Annotated in this window: 18 protein-coding genes and 1 tRNA gene; 7 read left to right on the top strand and 12 right to left on the bottom strand. The window is 61.5% G+C overall.

Going from position 1 to position 15,783, the window contains the following annotated elements; all coding sequences use genetic code 11:
* Positions 1–15 precede the first annotated feature (15 nt).
* Both GOEFS_RS06100 and GOEFS_RS06095 read right to left on the bottom strand, forming a co-directional pair.
* The gene (locus GOEFS_RS06100) at positions 16–660 is read right to left on the bottom strand and encodes a hypothetical protein (protein ID WP_007317021.1); all 645 of its coding nucleotides are present in this window, start codon (positions 658–660) and stop codon (positions 16–18) included.
* A gap of 324 nt (positions 661–984) precedes the next feature.
* Positions 985–1,057, bottom strand: a tRNA-Thr gene (locus GOEFS_RS06095).
* 95 nt (positions 1,058–1,152) lie between these two features.
* Between GOEFS_RS06095 and GOEFS_RS06090 the strand changes: the two genes are divergently transcribed.
* On the top strand, positions 1,153–1,464 hold the full coding sequence (locus tag GOEFS_RS06090; protein WP_040524559.1) for a 4a-hydroxytetrahydrobiopterin dehydratase: 312 nt from the start codon (positions 1,153–1,155) through the stop codon (positions 1,462–1,464).
* Between the two features lie 58 nt (positions 1,465–1,522).
* Here the strand turns inward: GOEFS_RS06090 and GOEFS_RS06085 are convergent, their stop codons facing one another.
* Positions 1,523–2,725, bottom strand: coding sequence for an NAD(P)-dependent malic enzyme (locus tag GOEFS_RS06085; protein WP_007317019.1), 1,203 nt, complete (start codon positions 2,723–2,725; stop codon positions 1,523–1,525).
* Positions 2,726–3,001: 276 nt separating this feature from the next.
* Here GOEFS_RS06085 and GOEFS_RS06080 point away from each other — a divergent pair, with 276 nt between their 5' ends.
* Together GOEFS_RS06080 and GOEFS_RS06075 are read left to right on the top strand one after the other, a co-directional pair.
* On the top strand, positions 3,002–3,658 hold the full coding sequence (locus GOEFS_RS06080) for a GntR family transcriptional regulator (RefSeq protein ID WP_083837247.1): 657 nt from the start codon (positions 3,002–3,004) through the stop codon (positions 3,656–3,658).
* 29 nt (positions 3,659–3,687) lie between these two features.
* Positions 3,688–4,908: an MFS transporter gene (locus GOEFS_RS06075; protein WP_040524558.1), complete on the top strand. Its 1,221-nt coding sequence runs from the start codon at positions 3,688–3,690 to the stop codon at positions 4,906–4,908.
* Between the two features lie 44 nt (positions 4,909–4,952).
* Here the strand turns inward: GOEFS_RS06075 and GOEFS_RS06070 are convergent, their stop codons facing one another.
* Positions 4,953–5,555: a class I SAM-dependent methyltransferase gene (locus tag GOEFS_RS06070; protein WP_007317016.1), complete on the bottom strand. Its 603-nt coding sequence runs from the start codon at positions 5,553–5,555 to the stop codon at positions 4,953–4,955.
* 343 nt (positions 5,556–5,898) lie between these two features.
* Between GOEFS_RS06070 and GOEFS_RS06065 the strand changes: the two genes are divergently transcribed.
* Positions 5,899–7,968, top strand: a complete 2,070-nt coding sequence (locus GOEFS_RS06065; protein WP_007317015.1) for a DUF6541 family protein — start codon at positions 5,899–5,901, stop codon at positions 7,966–7,968.
* 124 nt (positions 7,969–8,092) lie between these two features.
* Here GOEFS_RS06065 and galE read toward each other — a convergent pair whose 3' ends face one another.
* Complete coding sequence (galE, locus tag GOEFS_RS06060) at positions 8,093–9,112, bottom strand: UDP-glucose 4-epimerase GalE (RefSeq protein ID WP_007317014.1); 1,020 nt, start codon at positions 9,110–9,112, stop codon at positions 8,093–8,095.
* Positions 9,113–9,114: 2 nt separating this feature from the next.
* Positions 9,115–10,119, bottom strand: a complete 1,005-nt coding sequence (rfbB, locus tag GOEFS_RS06055) for a dTDP-glucose 4,6-dehydratase (RefSeq protein WP_007317013.1) — start codon at positions 10,117–10,119, stop codon at positions 9,115–9,117.
* Between the two features lie 95 nt (positions 10,120–10,214).
* Between rfbB and rfbA the strand changes: the two genes are divergently transcribed.
* Together rfbA and GOEFS_RS06045 are read left to right on the top strand one after the other, a co-directional pair.
* Positions 10,215–11,090, top strand: a complete 876-nt coding sequence (gene rfbA, locus GOEFS_RS06050; RefSeq protein WP_007317012.1) for a glucose-1-phosphate thymidylyltransferase RfbA — start codon at positions 10,215–10,217, stop codon at positions 11,088–11,090.
* A 3-nt stretch (positions 11,091–11,093) separates the two neighbouring features.
* The gene (locus GOEFS_RS06045; protein WP_007317011.1) at positions 11,094–11,678 is read left to right on the top strand and encodes a dTDP-4-dehydrorhamnose 3,5-epimerase family protein; all 585 of its coding nucleotides are present in this window, start codon (positions 11,094–11,096) and stop codon (positions 11,676–11,678) included.
* Positions 11,679–11,704: 26 nt separating this feature from the next.
* Here the strand turns inward: GOEFS_RS06045 and GOEFS_RS06040 are convergent, their stop codons facing one another.
* From GOEFS_RS06040 to ppgS, 6 genes are all read right to left on the bottom strand, one after another.
* Positions 11,705–12,301: an LGFP repeat-containing protein gene (locus tag GOEFS_RS06040; RefSeq protein ID WP_007317010.1), complete on the bottom strand. Its 597-nt coding sequence runs from the start codon at positions 12,299–12,301 to the stop codon at positions 11,705–11,707.
* 108 nt (positions 12,302–12,409) lie between these two features.
* Positions 12,410–12,679, bottom strand: coding sequence for a barstar family protein (locus GOEFS_RS06035; RefSeq protein ID WP_007317009.1), 270 nt, complete (start codon positions 12,677–12,679; stop codon positions 12,410–12,412).
* Between the two features lie 17 nt (positions 12,680–12,696).
* The gene (locus GOEFS_RS06030) at positions 12,697–13,089 is read right to left on the bottom strand and encodes a guanyl-specific ribonuclease (RefSeq protein WP_007317008.1); all 393 of its coding nucleotides are present in this window, start codon (positions 13,087–13,089) and stop codon (positions 12,697–12,699) included.
* A gap of 69 nt (positions 13,090–13,158) precedes the next feature.
* A complete protein-coding gene (locus GOEFS_RS06025) occupies positions 13,159–13,701 on the bottom strand; it encodes a Uma2 family endonuclease (protein WP_040524590.1) in 543 nt (180 codons plus the stop codon).
* Positions 13,702–13,769: 68 nt separating this feature from the next.
* Positions 13,770–14,114 (bottom strand): DUF2304 domain-containing protein, encoded by a 345-nt coding sequence (locus GOEFS_RS06020; RefSeq protein ID WP_007317006.1) that lies wholly within the window; start codon positions 14,112–14,114, stop codon positions 13,770–13,772.
* 4 nt (positions 14,115–14,118) lie between these two features.
* Positions 14,119–14,829: a polyprenyl-phospho-N-acetylgalactosaminyl synthase PpgS gene (ppgS, locus tag GOEFS_RS06015; protein WP_007317005.1), complete on the bottom strand. Its 711-nt coding sequence runs from the start codon at positions 14,827–14,829 to the stop codon at positions 14,119–14,121.
* Positions 14,830–14,896: 67 nt separating this feature from the next.
* On the opposite strand from ppgS, the gene GOEFS_RS06010 reads away from it, so the two are divergent.
* A complete protein-coding gene (locus GOEFS_RS06010) occupies positions 14,897–15,730 on the top strand; it encodes a glycosyltransferase family 2 protein (protein WP_040524557.1) in 834 nt (277 codons plus the stop codon).
* Positions 15,731–15,783 lie beyond the last annotated feature (53 nt).

Below are 15,783 nucleotides of genomic sequence, written 5' to 3'. Positions count from 1 at the left end.
TCTAATGTGCGGAGGTCATACCGTGGCGAGGGCGTATCTGCTGTCGGAATGGGTACGCTCGCCGTTTGTGATTACCCGCGTGAAGACATCGACCATCGGGCTGTCCGGAGTTAGGCCGAGGTCGGCGAGGTTAACCTGCTCGCTCCCGCCAGAGGCCGCTTTGCTCCCTCCCAAAGCGAGCCAGACCAGCATGTCGCTTCCGTCCGAATGCGTGCCCTGAGCCACGGCCCAGACCGAGTCGAATGCGGTCATCTGTGAGGTGATTGTCCTGAGGGTGTCGTCGAACTCGACGGGGGCGATGATCACGTCACCGCTTGCTGCTGGTTGTTCGAAGAACCAGTCGACGTGATCAGGTGGTTGACTTTGCACATACGCGGTCAGGAACTTCAGTGCCGTTTTGTATGTGGGTGAGTTGAGCCCGCCGCGAATCCAGATATTGGTTCCCTCACTGGCTTCGTGCTCGATGAGTTCGCGGATCTCCGGCAATGTATTGGTCGGAACGTCGAGTGAAAAGGCGAGTGCGTCGCGGTATTGCTCACGTGCCGCATTGAGATCGTCGGCGCCCCCCACGATGCTTTCCGGCATCGAATAGAACTGCCACCGTGGGCCATCAGTCGTGCACGAGCGATAGACGACCACTTGCTGACTTTCGTCAGTCATCAACTCACCTCTCTCCGTGCGTCCTGCGCAGACATCCCAACGTCACTTACCAAGACACGCCGGACGATGTTCCCGCTGACTTCAACATTGTCATGATAAGCGAAGGTGAACTCGGCGTCCTTGCCCTTGTAGCGGCGATGCGAGCCGCGTTGTCGAGTTGGGGGACCGCAATGTCGTTCGATGATCCGGACCAAGTCGGATGCCCGCAATGCTGGCCATCTATCGCCCATGCGGCCCCCAGGTCGTCACGCGGCGATGCTACTGCAGACATAGTGCGATTGACCGGCGTGTCGCACAATCTTGCTGCGAGATTGTTCTTCGCGGAGCCGCCTAGGAGAATCGAACTCCTGACCTATTCATTACGAGTGAATCGCTCTACCGACTGAGCTAAGGCGGCGCGCTGCCTCGCGACAGCGCTCACGAGTCTAGCGAGCGTGGACCCGGAATCTCAAACCGGGTGCGAAGGCTCAGGATGCTCGTATCGTGGAAGACATGGCTGCCACCAACCCGACCCCAATCGACCCCGCGGAAGTCGAGCGAGTCATCGCGGTGCCCTGGCGCATCGTCGGCAATGCGGTGCACGCCGACTACCTGACCCGCAACATGGTCACCGGTGGAAAATTCGTCGCGCGGGTCATCGACGCCGCGGAAGAACTCAATCACCACCCGGACATCGACTTGCGTTATGCCACAATCCATTTCGAGTTATCGACGCATAGCGTCGGCACGCTCACGGCCCTCGACGTGGAGTTGGCAGGCCAAATCTCGGCAATCGCAACCGAACTCGACGTCGAGCCGGCGTAATAACTGACACAACAACAAAGGCGCCACCCGAGCGGGCGGCGCCTTTATTTTGAAGTGACTACACCACGCCGTCGGCGCGCGCGGCATCGGCGACGGCGGCCGAAACCGCCGGCGCCACACGGGGATCGAGCGGGCTCGGCACGATCTTGTCGCGTGCGAGGTCGTCCGCGACAACCGACAGGATCGCTTCGGCCGCGGCGATTTTCATGTTTTCGGTAATCCGACGTGCGCCGGCGTCGAGTGCTCCGGCGAAGACGCCGGGGAACGCCAGCACGTTGTTGATCTGGTTCGGGAAGTCGCTGCGTCCGGTGGCCACCACGGCGGCGTACTTGGCTGCGACCGTCGGGTGGATTTCCGGATCGGGATTGCTCAGTGCGAACACAATGGAGTCCTCGCTCATCGAGGCGATCAGCTCTTCGGCGATGAGGCCGGCGGAGACGCCGAGGAAAACGTCAGCTCCGTTGAGAGCGTCTGCGGCGGACCCGGAAAGGCCACGCGGGTTGGTGCGAGCGGCAAGATCGGTTTTCACGGGAGTCAGATCGGTGCGGTCGGCGCTGACGATGCCCCGCGAGTCCAGCACGACGACGTCGTCGATGCCGGAGGCGAGCAGGATGTTGGTACACGCGACGCCGGCCGCGCCAGCGCCCGAGATGACGACCTTCAGCCCGGCGAGTTCGCGGCCGAGTACCCGTACGGCACCCTTGAGCGCGGCGAGTACGACGATCGCGGTGCCGTGCTGGTCGTCGTGCATGACCGGGCAATCGAGCGCTTCGATAACACGCTGCTCGATCTCGAAACATCGTGGTGCCGAGATGTCTTCGAGGTTGACCGCGCCGAAACTAGGGCGCAATCGGATCAGCGTCTCGACGATTTCGTCGGGATCTTGCGTGTCGAGTACCAGCGGGATCGAGTTAAGGCCGGCGAACGAACGGAACAGTGCCGCTTTGCCTTCCATGACCGGCAGCGAGGCGCGGGGGCCGATGTCACCGAGCCCCAGAACAGCTGAACCATCACTGACGACAGCGACCAGGCGATCGGTCCAGGTGTACTTGTTGACGAGTTCGGTCTCGGCCGCGATGGCGCGTGAGACCTGAGCAACGCCGGGGGTGTAGGCGATAGACAGATCGCGTTGAGTGTCGATCGGCGCACGCAGCTCCACTGACAGTTTGCCGCCGACGTGCGCGTTGAACACCTCTTCGTCGGTAATGGGTAACGGTGTCTCGGCAGGCTGCGTGCTGGGATCATTCGCCGTGCTGGTCACGGTCACTCCTTAGTACAGACGGGTCGCGGATCAATGCCACGAGTGTGACAGGCGCGATTGGCAGGCGCGTCGTTGCGCTACAAGAAAGCGGTCGCCGACGAGCCGCACGTGGTTGGTGCGTCACTCACATAGCGTCCTTCTCGCGGTCGCCTGGATTCGGTTCGCAAACGTCGGCGCGGGGCGAGAACATTAAAAGTCTGCCACCCTCGCATTTCCTAGGCAACAAGCAAGGATGCAACTTGTATCTATGTTGCGCATATGCCTACAGTCGTAGTCATGAGTAATGAACCTTCGGCGGCCACTCGGGTGTACGAGGTTGTCAAGGAACTCATCCTGACCAGCGAAATCCCCGGTGGGGACCTCATCAGCGAGGGTGATGTCGCCCGACGTTGCGCGGTCAGCCGTACCCCGGTGCGCGAAGCGTTCCTGCGGCTCGAGGCGGAGGGGTGGATGCGGCTCTACCCCAAACGTGGCGCGCTGGTGCTGCCCGTCACCGATCGTGAGGCCGGCGACGTACTGCGGGCGCGACTTCTCTTGGAAGGTCACGCCGTCGCCCAGATCGTCGACCGGCCGGCCGTCCGCGCGGTGGTGCTCGATGAGCTGCGCGCGAATTTGGCCGACCATCGCGGCGTCGAGTCGTCGGATATCGCGGCGTTTTCGAGAATTGACGCGCGGTTCCATCAACTCATCGTCGCCGCTGGCGACAATCAACTGATCGCGGGGTTCTTCAGCAGCCTCGGCGAACGACATCGGCGGATGACGACCGCGAGTGTCCAGCGCGATCCGGGTGTCGTCGCCCGCATCTTCGACGATCACGCGGCACTCATCGACGCCATCGAATCGGGAGATCCTATGGCCTTCGACGCCGCGTTGGCCGCGCATCTGACGTCGGTGCATCAGGGGCCGTCCACATATGGTCAGGCGATCCGATGATCGCCAACGCACAATCGCGAACAGGCCAAATGGCGGCCACCCGCTACCGAGGTTATTGGGCCGCGGTGGCAGCGGCGCTATTCGCAAGTGCTTGGGGCGGAAACGAATTCACTCCATTGTTGGTGATGTACCGCCAGACGTCGAATATGTCCGCGGTCGTGGTCGATGCCCTGCTGTTCACCTACGTTTTGGGCATCATCCCGAGCCTGTTGATCGCCGGACCGTTGTCAGATCGCGTCGGTCGCAAGAAGTTGATGGTGCTAGCGCCGATCGCCGCGGCAGCGGGCTCGCTGATTCTTGCCCTCGGCGCTCACTCGGCGGGGTTGCTCGCCACCGGCCGGGTATTCAGCGGTATCGCGTTGGGACTGTCGATGGCTGTCGGCGGTACGTGGATCAAAGAATTGTCCGACCTCGACGGCTCGTCCGGGGGAACCGGCGCCCGTCGAGCCGCGATGAGTTTGACCGCTGGCTTCGGTATCGGCGCGGGTGTGGCCGGGGTCCTGGCTCAATGGGGACCGTGGCCGACAGTGCTGCCGTACGCGATCAACGTCGCAATGGCGGTGGTCGCCCTGGTCTTGCTGGTACGAGTTCCCGAGACTCGGCATCCGAGGAAAGGCGACGATGTCAGATTTGTCGACGGCCTCAGGATCCCCTCGGTGACCAATGGCCGTTTCTGGACCGTGGTGCTTCTAGTGTCCCCCTGGGTATTCGGCGCGTGTGCAGTCGCCTATGCCGTAATACCCGCGGTGATGACGCCACATACCTCGGGTGCCCCGATTGCCTTCGCCGCACTCTGCTGTGTTGTCGGCCTCACCGCCGGTTTCGGCATCCAATCGGTGGGTCGCCGCATCGATGATCCGACTGGTGTTCGCGGGGCGGTGGTGGCGCTCGTCGTGCTGATGATCGGGATGGTGCTGGCCGCGGCTGCCGCACACGCGCTCACCCTGTGGCTGGCGCTGGTCTCCGCCGCGGTTCTCGGATGTGGCTACGGAATGGCGATGATTGCCGGACTTCTGGAAGTACAACGCATCGCCGGACCCGACGATCTCGCTGGTCTGACTGCCGTCTTCTACTCCGGAACATATCTCGGTTTCGCAGTCCCCGCGGTAATGGCATGGTTCGCCCAGACATCATGGGCGCCGACATATCCCGCCATGCTCGCGTTTGGCGCGGTTGCCGCGGTCGTCTGCTTGGTGATCTGTCTGCTCGGCCATCGGCGTTACCCGCCCACGGTCACCGAAGAGATGTGACGGCGACCGCGGAACGGTAGCAATGCCGAAGCGGTTCGCAGCGTCTAGTCGCGGCGGCCGATTGTGATGTAGTCAGGCACCAGCCAGGTGTACAGCGGCCGTTTGATCTTGTGTTGAGTGACGAGCGAGAAACCGGCGTCGAGCACCAGTTTTCGCATCGCCGATGGGCGTGGACTGAACGCGTTGAATGTTATCGGCGGATGAACGGTTGCGATCACGACGATGCCACCTGGCCGGAGCGCGCGATGGAAATCGTTGAGTGCCGCGGCGCGATCGAATAGGTGAAAAGCGGTTGTCGAGGTGATCGCATCGACGCTGGAATCGTCGAGTGGCAGGTCCTCGGCAGGCGAGTTGAGCCACGTTATCTCCGACGACCGAGCGCGGGCTTTGGCCAGCATCCCAGTTGACAGGTCGATGCCGTACATCGCTTCAGGATGAAGCTCAGTCTGGATGCGATCCGCGAGAATGCCTGTGCCGCAACCAACATCGGCGATACGTCGACTGCCGTCCGCGCGTAGCGCCGCGATCACCTCGTCTTGCGGAGGCCGGTAGATGAGCCGCTGCAAGACCGGTAAGTCATAGACGCGTGAGGCTAGATCCCAAACTTTCGTGAGGGCCGGGGTAAATGATCTGCTTTGTGTAGTCATGTCTAGGTTGTCCCTATCGTTGACGCACTCGTAGCTGCCATTTCCCCAGAGGTAGAACTCGGTAGTGCGTCGGCCCCCCAGGCCGACAGAACGAATTACGTTCGGCGGTTGTGCCTGTGAGGCAATCGTAAGTCGATGGTCGAGCCCTTTGTCAACGTTCCGGACTGACTGACGTGGCGACCGTTCGACGTCGATCAGGCGGTTGAGGCCAGCTCAGACAACGTTCGGCCGTCGAACTCACGATCCACAATCTGTCGAGTGGTCTGCGCCCAGTAATCTCAGACTTCGGCAGGTTATCGACTCGACAGTCGATAACCAAAGGATCCCTGGAGGTAGACCGAAGATGATGCTCACCGCGTGGGTCGCCCTGGTCACCGCGGTGTTGTTGGTGGCGCCGGGGGCGTTGGTGACACGTCGACTGGGGGTGACCTGGCCGGTTGCGGTCGCGGCGGGGCCGCCGGTGACGTTCTTGATCGTTAGCCTGGCCACTGTCTTTTACGGGGCCGTCGGGTTTGAGTGGAATCTCATTACCGCCGGTATCGCGCTGATCGTCGCATTGGTCCTGGCGTGGGGATACTCGCGTTTCCTCTATTCGCGACGAGGTCGACGACTGCTCCCCGCTCCCGAACCCGGCGACGAGCCATTGAGTCGCCATGCTTGTTATCGATTGATCGCCGGCATGGGCGTTGGTGTAGTGGTCATTGTGACAACGGCGGTGCGTCCCATTGTCAACACGGCGTTCGGGGGGCTCGACAACATCTCTCAGGTGTGGGATTCGCTGTGGCACGCGAGCTCGTTGCGCTGGATTCATGAGACCGGGGTCGGGTCCTCGCTGCGCATGGGCGAGTTGATGAACTACGACACGCACGGATTCAACTTCTATCCCAACACGTGGCATGCGCTGGGAGCGTTGATATTTCCGGTTACCGGAGCCAATCCGGTCGAGCTATACAACACGTATTCGCCTGCCGTGCTCGCGATCACCGTGCCCCTTGGGGTCGCGACTCTCGCGTATTGGCTTGCCCGGCACCGATTTTCTACATCCGAATCGGCGACGATCGCGGCAATCGGAGCGGCGATCGCGGGCCTGTTCCCGTCGCTGCCCTATGTCGAATTGGAACTGACCGCGGTGCCAAATGCCGTCGGTGTCTCGATGGCGCCGATCGCGGCCGTGCTCACGATTTCCGCGGTGCGGGACCGACGACGCATCCTGCCGGCCGCGGTCGCGATAGCTGGTGTCACCGCAACCCATCCGTCGGGTCTGGTCGTAGTCGTGGTCATCGTCGGACTGTGGTGGGTTACCCAGGCTTTATGGCATCCGATCGCAACGTCGGGCGGGGGGTCGGCCTGGCGTGCCCGTGTAGCGGACGTCGGCACCCTTGGGGCCACCGGTATTGGTGCACTAGTGCTTTCGGCGCCGGTCATCTACGGCACTATCAAGATCGCCGGAAATAACGAACTCTCTGGGTTCGACTTCCGCGACGAATCCGCGACGCTGGTGGAAGCGCTGAAGCAGGCTCTATTCAACTACACCATTCCGCTTAATCGGCTTGGGCCGGTGTGGATTCTGGTGTTGGCGTCCATGATCGGACTTCTTGTGCTGATCTGGCTGCGATGCTGGGGCGGTCTCGCGGCGTGGTTGGTCTTCGTACTGGTGGCGGCGAATTCAGTTGTCGCACTTGGCCCACTGTCGGATCCCCTCGGAACCCTGGGTGGATACTTCTACAATTCGGGGCACCGGCTGACCTTCGTCACGGCGATATTCGCAGCTGCCGCGGCGGCGGTTGCCGTTGGTGTGGTTACGAATTGGGTCGCGAAGCTACTTGCTGCCCGAACGTCGGCGCAAACGGGGCGCAAACCATTCGCACGCGTCGCGGTCCCGGCGGTATTCGCCATAGTTCTCGTCCTGGTCGCCGGCGGAGCAGTTCTGCGGTACCCGGCGAATGCGCAGCTCGCTTCCAAGGAGCGCGGGGACAAATTCATCGGCCCCAATGATCTGGCCGCCTACCATTGGCTGGCCGACCAACCTGATGCACGTAAGTCGTTGATCCTCAACAACTTAGATCAGGGCACCGGGTGGATCTATCCGGTGACCGGCCTCACGCCGCTGTTCCCGTTCTATCGGGCCAACGACTTTTCGCAGCGGCAACGTGACCTGTATTGGGGCGTTGGTCAAATCGGAGCCGATCCGAAGATCGATGCGATTGTGCGAGATATGAAGGTGCGCTACGTAATTGACAGCCCGCCGAGTTACTGGTGGTTCCAGAATGGCGTCCCCGACCCCGAGCACGGCCGTCAAGGGGATCCGTTCTTGTCGGTTCGAACGAAGGGTGCCCCGGGTTTGAAGCCAGTCTTCCGCAAGGGGAATGTGACTGTCTACCGGGTGAGCGACGAGGTGCTGGTACCTAGGTGATCTTGCGGGGTCTCGATACACCGTCCGACTCGCAGGCTCGTCGGTCGGCACTCGACCATCGGGGGTGGCCATTCCCGCTGATCGAGTGCCGAGGAGCGTTAGCGACGAGGTGTATCGAGATCCCCTACGCGTCCGGGTATCCGGTGGGATTCTCCGACTGCCAACGCCAGGTGTCGACACACATGTCGTCGATCGTCTTCGTTGCGCGCCAGCCCAATTCATCATTGGCTCGGGTCGGATCGGCATACGATGCCGCGATGTCGCCCGCACGACGTGGCGCGATCTCGTACGGGATCGGCCGACCGCTGGCTCGCTCGAAAGCCTGGACCACTTCCAGCACCGAAACTCCCTGTCCGGTACCGAGATTCCATACCGACATCGATTCGTCGGCGGCACCGATCCTGTCCAGAGCGGCGACGTGGCCAGCGGCCAGGTCGTCCACGTGGATGTAGTCGCGCACCCCGGTGCCGTCTGGGGTGTCGTAGTCATCGCCGAAAATCGACAACTTCGCCCGGCGCCCCACGGCGACCTGTGCCACGAATGGCATCAGATTGTTGGGTATTCCGCTGGGGTCCTCGCCGATCAGCCCGCTTGGGTGTGCGCCGACGGGATTGAAGTAGCGCAATGCGGCTATGCGCCAAGCGGAGTCGCTGGCCGCGACGTCGGCCAGCACCTGCTCGATCATCACCTTGGTCCAGCCGTACGGATTTGTCGCCGACGTCGGCAGGTCTTCGGTCATCGGCAACCGCGGCTCGGCGCCGTACACCGTCGCCGATGAGGAGAACACCAGTTTGCGTACCGAATGTCGTTCCATCGCGCGTAGCAAGGCAAAGGTGGTGCCAAGGTTATTCGCGTAGTAGTCCAGCGGCTTTGCCACCGACTCGCCGACCGCCTTATAGCCCGCGAAGTGGATGACGGCATCGATCTGCTCACTTGCGAAAAGGTGTTCGGTCTTGTCGGCGTCGGCGAGATCGAAACTGTGCGTCGGAATCGATTGTCCGGTAAGGCCTTCCAGGCGGGCCATGACGGTGGGCTTAGCATTGGAGAAGTCGTCGACGACGATGACGTCGTGCCCGGCGTCGGTCAGCTTGATGACGGTATGTGAACCGATATAGCCGGCTCCGCCACTCACCAGTACACGCATGATTATCCGATCACCTTTTCACTTGCGGCATAACGACTTTCGACCCCCGATTTCGCGGACTGCCACCACCGCGTATTCGCGCGATACCAGTCGACGGTAGCCGCCAATCCTGACCTAAAGCTGAGATAGTTTGGCTGCCAACCAAGTTCATCGCGCAGTCGGGTCGAATCGATCGCATATCGCCGATCGTGGCCGGGTCGGTCAGTGACGAAATCAAACGCGTCCGATGGCTGGTCGAGTAGTCCGAGAATCGTCTCCACGACGGTGCGGTTATCCGCCTCGCCGTCGGCGCCGATCAGATACGTCTCGCCGATCTGCCCGCGGTCGATGATCGCCCAGACCGCATCATTGTGATCGTCGACATGTATCCAGTCGCGGACGTTGCGCCCGTCACCGTAGAGCTTGGGACGTTGGCCGGACAGCACATTGGTGATCTGTCGGGGGATGAACTTCTCGATATGTTGATAAGGCCCGTAATTGTTGGAGCAATTGGAGATCGTCGCCGCGACGCCGAAAGACCGCACCCACGCGCGAACCAACAGGTCGCTGCCGGCCTTCGTCGAGCTATACGGACTCGACGGGTTGTACGGGGTCTCCTCGGTGAAACGAGCGGGGTCATCGAGGTCAAGGTCGCCATAGACCTCGTCGGTACTGATGTGGTGATAGCGCACCCCGTATTTGCGGATCGCTTCGAGCAGCGTGAACGTCCCGACGAGATTGGTCTGCACAAATGGTGACGGGTCGTGAAGCGAATTGTCGTTATGCGACTCGGCGGCGAAATGCACCACCAGGTCTGACGCCGCGACCAGTGGGTCTACGACCTCGGCGTCGGCGACATCACCTTCAACCACTCGCACCCGATCGGCAACGGCCGCGAGGGACGCCGGGTTCGCCGCATAGGTGAGTTTGTCGAGCACGGTCAGCTCGACGTCGGGGCGCGTACTCAAGGTCCGCAACACAAAATTGGTGCCGATGAATCCGGCGCCACCGGTAACGAGAACGCGCATTACGGCCTCTCCTAGACGACGTTGACCGAATCAAGTGTACGAACCGCGCCATCCCAGCGGCTGGTCGTGGCCTGTGAAGAAGCTAGGGTGATCGCATGCGAGGAATCATTCTGGCTGGTGGTACGGGCAGTCGACTGCATCCGATCACCCTGGGCGTGAGCAAGCAACTCGTCCCCGTCTACGACAAGCCGATGATCTACTACCCGCTGTCGACGTTGATGCTGGCTGGTATCACCGACATTCTGATCATCACCACGCCCGCCGACCGGCCCGCTTTCGAGCATCTACTCGGTACCGGCGAGCAGTTCGGTATCAGCCTCTCCTACCTCGCTCAGCCGTCACCCGATGGTTTGGCTCAAGCCTTCGTACTCGGCGCCGAGCACATCGGCGGCGACTCGGTCGCACTGGTGCTGGGCGACAATATCTTCTACGGGCCGGGGTTGGGCAGCCGGCTGTCGGGCTTCGACGGACTGACCGGTGGTGCGATCTTCGCCTATTGGGTCGCCGATCCGAGTGCATATGGCGTCGTCGACTTCGACGCCGACGGCACCGCGATCTCACTGGAAGAGAAGCCCGCACAACCGAAGTCGAATTTCGCGGTCCCGGGTCTCTATTTCTACGACAACGATGTCGTCGACGTCGCGCGGGGCCTAACCCCAAGTGCGCGTGGCGAATACGAGATCACCGACATTAACCGGTACTACCTTGAGCGGGGCGATCTAGCGGTCACGGTGTTGCCGCGCGGCACGGCGTGGCTCGACACCGGCACCTTCGATTCACTCCTCGATGCCGGCAACTTCGTTCGCACCGTCGAACAGCGTCAAGGGCTGAAAATCGCTGTGCCGGAGGAGATCGCGTGGCGTCGCGGCCTCATCGACGATGACGAGCTCGCACGTCGTGCCGAGCCGTTGCGCAAGTCGGGATACGGTGACTACCTTCTTGAATTGCTCACTCGCGGAAAGGGTTTCTAGCAAATGCAGGTTCGGCCGCTGTCCATTGACGGAGCGTGGGAGTTCACCCCGGTACTACACGGCGACAGCCGAGGGTTATTTCTGGAGGCGTTCAAGGCGCCGCTCGTCAGCGAGGCTATCGGGCATCACTTCGACCTTGCGCAGGTCAACGTCTCGGTGTCGTCGACAGGTGCGCTGCGCGGCGTACATTTCGCCGATGTTCCGCCCGGGCAGGCGAAATATGTGACCTGCCCGGTAGGCGCGGTTCTCGACGTCATCGTCGATATCCGGGTTGGCTCACCAACTTTCGGTACCTACGACACCGTGCTCCTCGATGACGTAGACCGTAGGGCGGTCTATCTCGCCGAAGGGCTTGGCCACGCCTTCTTGGCGCTGGCCGACGGCTCGACGGTCACCTACCTGTGCTCGACTGGATACAACGCGACCGCCGAACACGGAATCAATCCGTTGGACGCCGACTTGGCCATCGACTGGCCGACGGTTGGGCGTGACGGCAGGCCGTTGACTTACGAACTATCCGAAAAAGACACTGCCGCACCGACTTTGGCTCAGGCATCCGAATCTGGCCTGTTGCCGGACTACTCGTAGTAGTCCGGCAACAGGCCAGGGTGGAATTACGGCCAAGCCAGGAGGCCGTGTTCGAAACGCTGCTCGAATCGGTTGCCCACCTTGTATTCGTCGGTGATGGGTAGTCCATATTGGGACCTCGTCGCCCCCAGACGTACCCACTTCTTGAAGATCTCGCCCCAGATCTGGTGTGCTCCGGTCTGCGCGGACCAGAAGATCGCGCCGCCCTGAAAATCGTTCGAGCGAGCGCCGGGTTGCGTTACCGACTCGGGATGGGCCTGTTCATTGTTGACCGGATAACCCAACGGTCCACGCTCCCATTGCAGCGCAGCCCATTTCGCTCGGATCGCACCACCGACCTGATGTGCGGTGCCACTTGCGACATTGGGATGCCAGTAGAACGAGGTGTCCTTCGCGAAGCGCTGAAACCTGCCGCCGTTGGCAGCGGCGGACTCGTTTATCGTCGGATTTCCCCATTTCTGCGGTCCACCGGTGGCTAAGTAGGCTTGTTCGATTTTTCCCACCACCCAGAAGTTGCCGTAGAGATGATCGGCGTGAGCTGTGCCCGCGCCTAACCATGCGGTTACGACGAACGACACTGCCAAGAGGAGGGTGACGATTCGATTGGAGGATGATTTTCTCATGCCGCGCCTGACCTTTCATTCGATGTATACGGCTGTCACCCCGCTGACATGGGTTACATCGAATGAGCGGTGTTCTGGCGTTAACCCGGGTCGGTCATCCAGCCGACCTCAGCGCAGGTGCAATGGGATTCCCTGGTCGGCGAATACGGCGACGATGTCGTCGAAAACGTCGAGGTGAGCGCGGGCAGTGTCGGAGTCGATCCATTCGAATTCGAACCGCTCGTCGGTCGGTGTACCGAAACTACCGCGGAGGCAATCGGCTAGCCCGTCGAGATTGGAACCGAAGTAGCCTCCGGGACCGTTGACGCTACGTCCGATTTCGGCGTAGAAATCCTTCGTCGACGAGATGACCGAACCGTCGATCTGATAGCGGATCATGTGGAAGTCGCCTTTGCTCAGTAGTTCGCGTCGCGGATCTCGCAGAAGGACACGTAGTGGTCGCCGGTGTAGTAGTAGTGCGGCGGGCTGGTCAAAGGTGTTCCGCCAGTGACGATTCGACGCGCACCGCGAGTGGACGATCCGGGCGTGATCACCGTGTATTCGTGGTAGTAGCCAGACGCGGCGGACGGCAGGATGCCTTCCCGATTGGCGAAGACCACGCCGTCATTGTTGGGGTAGGGGAATGGTCCACCAGAGTGGATGAGATCGACGGTGTCGGTTGCCTGCGAAGGCAAGGACGACAGGTAGCAGGATGAGACGGCGGCGTCGGCGGTAGCTACCGGACCGATGAGGAGGGCGGCGGTGGCGACGAGGGAGGCCACCAAGACGGTTACGCGCTTTGTGAGCATGTCTAACGAATACCGGGTCCATGTAACCGGTTGATGGATTCGAAGTGAAAAGACCGCGGCGCGATTGCGCTACGTTGTCAGCGAGTGAAGGTCCAGCCTCATCGGAAAAGGCTTGTCGCTGAAGAACTCTCCGGTCGCGGCGACTTCGTCGTACCCGTCCTTGGTCAGCGTTAGGGCCGTGAGCCGCACTTCGCGGTCGAGGTCGACGATCCAGTAGTCTTGGATTCCCGCAGCCGCGTACTCCTCGCGCTTCGTTACGTGATCGACCCGTCGCGAACTGGGTGAGACGATTTCGACGGCCAGGAGAACATCGCGGGCAACGAGAGATCGCCCGCCCGCGTTTCGACGGCATACGACGAGATCTGGCACACGAATTGTGGGCCGGTAGTCGGCGTTAAGAACCACCTCGAACTCGGGTAGAACCTTCATCGTGGCGGGAACCTGCGAACGCAGCTGGAACCCTAATTCCATACTCGCCTCAGCATGCGGCATGCCCGGCCTTGGTGACACTACGGCGACCCCCTTTGACAACTCGGCCCTCCCAGCCGAGTCCTCTGGTAGCGCATACCACTCGTCCAACGTCAGTAGTCGGAGATGAAGTGGTGCCACCATGTTCGTGAAGATTACCCGGTCAGATGCCGAGCGCATAGACAAATATCCACAGCCCTGTGGATAAGTCTTTATCGCTTCTCGTTCTCCGCTTCCGCGTTCTGCAGGGCGACGGCCCGGGCCAGCTGGGCGTACCTGATCTCCAGATCCCGAAACCGCAGGTAGGTGGATATTGTCGTGAACGCGAAAGCGATCACCAGGAGGAATAGGACGAGGTCCAGGCCACGCTGAATACCGAGTTTGTTGGCGACCCAGGTGACGTCGTTCTGGCGGAGCATCGCGTAGGCGCCAAATACGATGAATCCGACGAATAGCAACTTGACGCCTGCCGACGCTCGCGCTGTTCCGCGGTTGGCGATGAAGAAGCCGACGAGCGCGACGATAATGAGCACCGACAGAATCTGGAACCAGATCATCTCATCACTTCCTCGTCCGGCCATGCAGCATGCCGTCGGCCAGGATATTGACCCCGTTGATCAGAGACTGCCCCTTGGCCCGCGAATAGTCGGTGTACAAAATGGTCACCGGCTGCTCGGCGACCCGCCACTCGTGGTGGTCGATCAGCGCCACGAACTCCGACGCGTGCGCCATGCCATTCATTCGGATGTCGAGCTCGTCGGCCACCTTCTTGTTAAAGGCACGCAGTCCGTTGTGTGCATCGGATAGGCCGAGCCGGCGGGTCCGGAAGCTCAACAGCACCACGGTCCGTAACACGATCCGCTTGATCAGCGGCACCGATTCGCTGCGACCGTCGGCGAACCGGGTTCCGACGATGATGTCGATCGGCTCCGAACGTAGCCGTTCGATCATGGCCACCACATCATCGACCTGATGCTGACCATCGGCGTCAAAGGTGACGAAGTACTTGGCGCCGGGCTGCTTACGTGCGTATTCGACTCCGGTCTGAATTGCCGCGCCCTGTCCGAGATTGACCGGATGTCGCACCAATCGTGCGGGAGAGGCTTTGATCTCGGCCGCCGAACCATCGGAACTGCCGTCGTCGACGCACACGATATTGGGAAAAGTCTGTGCCGCGTTCTCCATCACTTCGCGGATAACCGGCGCTTCGTTGTATACCGGCACCACCAACCAGACGTCGGCATTGGAGCCCGACGGGGCAGCAGCGGTCATGCCGGTAACCCTATCGCGCTGCTCGCGCCGAATTCGCATCAGCGCGCCCGCCCACTACGCTGGCCTGGTGACTGTCGATGTGATGATGCCCTTCTACGGCGACGTCGCACATTTCAAACAGGCGGTGACCAGCGTTGTAGGTCAGTCCGACACTGGCTGGCGCCTCGTCGTTGTCGACGACTGCTATCCAGACCCAGAGCCAGCGCGTTGGCTTAAGTCTCTCGACGACCCCCGCATCGTCTATCTGTGCAATGACACCAACCTCGGCGTCAACGGCAATTTTCGACGCTGTGTCGACCTTGTCGAATCCGACTACTTCGTCGTCATGGGCTGCGATGACGTGATGGCTCCCGACTATCTTGCGACTGTCACGCGCCTTGCTGCCGCAAACGCCGATGCCGTGGTCGTGCAGCCGGGTGTCGATGTCATCGATGACGCGGGCGCGCCGGTTCGGCCCCTCGGTGACCGGATCAAGTCGCGCCTGGCTCCGTCGCGCGCGTCAGTGCTATCCGGGGAAGCGCTGGCGCGCAGCCTTTTTCACGGCAACTGGACGTATTTTCCGTCCTTGCTCTGGCGCACCTCAGCGGTTCGCGCGGTCGGATTTCGAACGGGTTTCGACGTCGTACTCGACCTCGCGTTGCTCATCGACCTTACCGTCGACGGCGGGTCGCTCGCCTACGACCCAACGGTCGTCTTCTCCTATCGACGTCACGGCGGCTCGGTTAGTTCGGTCCAGGCCGTTGATGGCCGCAGGTTCGACGAGGAGAATCGCTTCTTCGCCGAGCAGGCGGACCGATGTCGGGAGCTGGGCTGGACGAGCGCGGAGCGAGCCGCACGAATCCACGCGACGTCGCGGCTGAATCAGGCGATTTCCCGATGGTCGAGCCGCTCTTCCCAATAGTTGAGTGCCACCTGCGCTGGTCGAGTGCCCACCTCCGATGGTCGAGTGCCACC

The organism is Gordonia effusa NBRC 100432 (genome assembly GCF_000241305.1).
In the GTDB taxonomy this organism is placed as follows: domain Bacteria; phylum Actinomycetota; class Actinomycetes; order Mycobacteriales; family Mycobacteriaceae; genus Gordonia; species Gordonia effusa.
The sequence above is the reverse complement of the archived record's forward strand: the minus strand, read 5'-3'. Positions and strand labels throughout refer to the sequence as shown.

Bases quoted from the DNA above. Each gene is read 5' to 3' on its own strand.
- rfbA (WP_007317012.1), top strand. From the start codon at position 10,215: ATGCGAGGAATCATTCTGGCTGGTGGTACGGGCAGTCGACTGCATCCG.
- GOEFS_RS06075 (WP_040524558.1), top strand. From the start codon at position 3,688: ATGGCGGCCACCCGCTACCGAGGTTATTGGGCCGCGGTGGCAGCGGCG.
- ppgS (WP_007317005.1), bottom strand. From the start codon at position 14,829: ATGACCGCTGCTGCCCCGTCGGGCTCCAATGCCGACGTCTGGTTGGTG.
- GOEFS_RS06065 (WP_007317015.1), top strand. From the start codon at position 5,899: ATGATGCTCACCGCGTGGGTCGCCCTGGTCACCGCGGTGTTGTTGGTG.
- GOEFS_RS06070 (WP_007317016.1), bottom strand. From the start codon at position 5,555: ATGACTACACAAAGCAGATCATTTACCCCGGCCCTCACGAAAGTTTGG.
- GOEFS_RS06035 (WP_007317009.1), bottom strand. From the start codon at position 12,679: ATGATCCGCTATCAGATCGACGGTTCGGTCATCTCGTCGACGAAGGAT.
- GOEFS_RS06040 (WP_007317010.1), bottom strand. From the start codon at position 12,301: ATGAGAAAATCATCCTCCAATCGAATCGTCACCCTCCTCTTGGCAGTG.
- GOEFS_RS06090 (WP_040524559.1), top strand. From the start codon at position 1,153: ATGGCTGCCACCAACCCGACCCCAATCGACCCCGCGGAAGTCGAGCGA.
- GOEFS_RS06100 (WP_007317021.1), bottom strand. From the start codon at position 660: ATGACTGACGAAAGTCAGCAAGTGGTCGTCTATCGCTCGTGCACGACT.
- GOEFS_RS06045 (WP_007317011.1), top strand. From the start codon at position 11,094: ATGCAGGTTCGGCCGCTGTCCATTGACGGAGCGTGGGAGTTCACCCCG.
- galE (WP_007317014.1), bottom strand. From the start codon at position 9,112: ATGCGTGTACTGGTGAGTGGCGGAGCCGGCTATATCGGTTCACATACC.
- GOEFS_RS06025 (WP_040524590.1), bottom strand. From the start codon at position 13,701: ATGGTGGCACCACTTCATCTCCGACTACTGACGTTGGACGAGTGGTAT.
- rfbB (WP_007317013.1), bottom strand. From the start codon at position 10,119: ATGCGCGTTCTCGTTACCGGTGGCGCCGGATTCATCGGCACCAATTTT.
- GOEFS_RS06080 (WP_083837247.1), top strand. From the start codon at position 3,002: ATGAGTAATGAACCTTCGGCGGCCACTCGGGTGTACGAGGTTGTCAAG.
- GOEFS_RS06030 (WP_007317008.1), bottom strand. From the start codon at position 13,089: ATGCTCACAAAGCGCGTAACCGTCTTGGTGGCCTCCCTCGTCGCCACC.
- GOEFS_RS06020 (WP_007317006.1), bottom strand. From the start codon at position 14,114: ATGATCTGGTTCCAGATTCTGTCGGTGCTCATTATCGTCGCGCTCGTC.